Annotated in this window: 2 protein-coding genes and 1 pseudogene; all 3 read left to right on the top strand. The window is 42.9% G+C overall.

Annotation, left to right across the window (positions count from 1 at the left end; translation table 11 throughout):
- Nucleotides 1-310 (top strand): amidohydrolase family protein (locus tag AC29Z1_RS10720; RefSeq protein WP_488271452.1); only part of this gene is annotated, 310 nt, incomplete at its 5' end.
- Between the two features lie 151 nt (nt 311-461).
- A complete protein-coding gene (locus AC29Z1_RS10715; RefSeq protein WP_488271451.1) occupies nt 462-1,646 on the top strand; it encodes a CaiB/BaiF CoA transferase family protein in 1,185 nt (394 codons plus the stop codon).
- A 585-nt stretch (nt 1,647-2,231) separates the two neighbouring features.
- Nucleotides 2,232-3,497, top strand: a pseudogene (gene uraA / locus AC29Z1_RS10710) (uracil permease).
- Nucleotides 3,498-3,821 lie beyond the last annotated feature (324 nt).

The following is a 3,821-nucleotide window of genomic DNA, read 5'->3' as shown; positions in this document are numbered from 1 at the left end:
GGTTACCCGCAATATGTACAGCGGCCCCGCTTTAGGGGTAGAAGATATTACTGACATGGACGATACCCGGTATTTGCTAAACAAACAAGAGCGTATGCCAGTAACCGAGATGATAAAAACTTTTACCATTAATGGTGCGTATGCTTTGTTTATTGACCAGCAAACTGGCTCCATAGAAGTGGGGAAACAAGCCGACCTGGTTGTTCTGGATCAGGATTTGCTGTCCATTAATCCAGTGGATATTGATAAAGTCAGAGTAATGATGACCTATTTTGCCGGAAAACCGGTATATAGCGCTGAAGATGTGTAGCGTTCAGGGCTGTAGGATAGGGTTTAATAAACTTGTTTACAAAAAAATGGTTGTTTTGACAAGAAATAATAAAGGAGATTGTTTGTATTTAAGGTAATAAACGGTCGAAAGTTGGAAAAATATAAATAATTAAATAATAAGGAGGTTACCAGTGAAAGCGCTACAAGATCTAGTTGTCTTAGATTTGACCAGAGTGTTAGCCGGACCATATGCTTCGATGATGTTAGCTGACTATGGCGCGAATGTGATTAAAATCGAAACACCGAATGGTGGTGATGATTCCAGGGCCTACGGTCCTTTCGCCGGTACGGAGAGCGTCTATTTTATGAGCCTTAACCGCAACAAGCGTTCGATGACGCTAAATCTGAAGAGTCCTGAAGGTAAGCAGTTGTTTATCGATATGGCTAAAAAGGCGGATATTGTCTTAGAAAATTATCGTCCTGGCACTATGGAGAAATTAGGTTTGGGATATGAAACCCTGCAAAAAATTAATCCCCGCATCATCTATGCGGCTTGCTCAGGCTTTGGTCACACCGGACCTTATAGTAAGAAACCGGCTTATGATGTTATTGTTCAAGGAATGGGCGGGATTATGAGTATCACCGGCCAGGAGGATGGTGAACCTACCCGGGTAGGCGCATCCATTGGAGATATTAATGCCGGACTGTTTACGGTGATTGGTATTCTCATGGCTTTGCACTACCGGTCGAAAACGGGTAAAGGACAAAAAGTCGATGTAGCAATGTTGGATTGTCAGGTTGCGATTTTGGAAAACGCCATTGCCCGTTATCTGGCATCTGGGAATGTACCGAAACCGCTTGGCAATCGGCACCCTTCCATTACTCCGTTTGAACCATTTAAAGCAAGTGATGGATATGTTATTATCGCGGTGGGTAATGACAAACTGTGGGAGAAATTCTGCAATTTGATTGGCCGTCCGGAATTGATACAGGATGAGCGGTTTGTCACTAATCCTAAACGAACAGAAAATCAGCGCGCCCTCAAAGCCATTTTAGACACCGTGTTCCCGGCGAAAACCGTTGCCCAGTGGCTTGAGGCCCTGGAAAAGGAAGGGATTCCCTGCGGACCTCTCAATACCGTGGACAAAGTTATTGAAGATCCGCAAATTAAAGCGCGCGACATGATTGTCGAGGTTGTTCATAAAGTAGCAGGACCGGTCAAGATGGCCGGAGTACCCATCAAATTTTCATTAACTCCTGGTAGTGTAGAAAAGGCAGCTCCTTTGTTAGGTGAAGATACAGAAGAAATTCTCAAAGAAATGTTAGGATTGACTAGCGAGGAAATTACCGTATTGAGAGATAAAAAGGTACTTTAAAAAAACAGGAGACAGATATTGTCAGTAAAAAGTCTTCGACGTAGAAACAATTAAAGAATATCGCTTATTTTTAGGAGAATTTGTACGATATCGCCGTAAAAAACAATTTTTATGGGAGGAGTAAGGCTATCTAAGGAAGAAATAACAACAAATGGTCGCCATAAAGATCTAATTGTCGAAGCAAAGACGATGTGAAATTATGGGAGTATGTGTTTAGCAGGTGTTGGTGGAAAGCTCGGCACTGATTTTCCGGTGTAACTGGTTTAGGCTTGCTTGCGGCTACTAAAAAAGTCATTGCATGTGGTGCAACTATAGCTTATCGGTGCTGGGCTGGTTACTGGGCGTCCAGGTTGCTCAAGCTTGTGTATAAGGTTACCATCGTAATTGAAAATGATTACGGTCGGAAACCCACCAGGCTTGGTTGCCTGGACGGCACTGGTTATCGGCCGGCTGATATCTACAAACTACTGTAGGTACGGTGGGGATTTTACTATTCGTAATATGTAACGATATTGCGAATAGTGGAGAAACAGCAGGACAAACACCTGCAGATCTTAAAAAAATATGGAGAAAGACGGTGGAAATATGGCCAGAAGAACTATTGATGTAGATGAGCGTCCATCGCTAGCGGAAACCATTCCTCTTAGTTTGCAGCACTTATTTGCTATGTTTGGCGCAACAGTCCTTGTACCTATTCTTTTTAAAGTAAATCCTGCAACCATTTTGTTATTTATCGGTATCGGGACATTGCTCTATATCCTGATTACCAAAGGCCGGATACCCGGTTATCTTGGTTCAAGCTTTGCTTTTTTATCGCCAGTATTTGTTGTATTACCACAATACGGCTATGAAGCCGCACTTGGCGGATTTATTATGGTCGGCCTGGTTTTTTCCCTAGTGGCTTTATCCATTGGAGCTGTTGGGATGAAATGGATTGATGTTATCTTTCCGCCGGCGGCTATGGGGGCTATCGTTGCCGTCATTGGATTGGAACTGGCTCCGACGGCAGCCGAAATGGCTGGCTTGACGGCTAAGACACTGGACCCCAAAGTGATAACTGTTTCATTGTTTACTTTAGGTATTACTATTTTAGGTTCTGTTGTATTACGTGGTTTTTTTGCAATTATACCTATTCTTATAGGTGTAGTTTCCGGCTACATCCTGGCTGCATTTCTCGGTCTTGTCGATACCAGTGGTATTGCGGCGGCTCCTTGGCTGGCTATGCCCACAATTTATACTCCTACATTTGAACTTAATGCCATAGCCATTATTCTTCCGGCATCTTTGGTGGTTATCGCCGAGCATGTTGGACACTTGTTAGTTACAGGTAATATTGTTGGGCGCGATCTGGCAAAAGAGCCAGGCTTGCATCGCTCGCTCCTAGGTAATGGGTTATCGACTATGCTTTCTGGTTTCTTTGGTTCTACTCCTAATACCACTTATGGTGAAAATATCGGGGTTATGGCGCTGACTAAGGTATATAGTACATATGTTATCGGTGGTGCGGCCGTGTTTGCCATTGTTCTGTCCTTTGTTGGAAAGTTGGCGGCGGCGATTCAGAGTATTCCTGTTCCGGTTATGGGTGGCATTTCTTTGTTATAATTCGGTGTTATTGCAGTCTCTGGTATTCGGATGCTCATAGAAGCCAACATAGATTACGGTAAGGCACGAAATCTGATCCTGACTTCAGTAGTACTTATTATTGGTATTAGTGGTGCCCACATTAAAATTGGTACGGTAGAAATGAAAGGTATGGCCCTGGCTACCGTTGTGGCCATCGTGGTAAGTTTATGTTTCAAAGTGTTGGAGAAGTTCTCCCTGCTGAATGACAGTATGGATGAGTCTGATTAAAAAGATAGCTCCATTGCATCAGGTCTTATATGCAAACATTTTACCAAACAGCCCGCATTTTGCGGGCTGTTTGGTTTGTCGGAACGGAAGTAGGCTAGTAGTGATATGTTTATGTTTAAGACAAATGATAGTCTTTGAGTCTTAGTTAAGCCTGTATCCTGGTAGAAAAAGGCGCTAATCGACTTAGGTTAGCGCTTTTTTCTGCTTGGAATGAAAGGGTTTGACATTCGACTCCCAACATTTATTCTAGTTTTCCTGTTTATTCTGAGTGACAGCAATATATTTGACGATTAGAGCAGGAATTTAGCTAAAAAAGTAGAAAAC

This window comes from Sporomusa sp., assembly GCF_057736855.1.
Note: the sequence above shows the minus strand (reverse complement) of the source record. Positions and strands in the feature narration are given on the sequence as shown.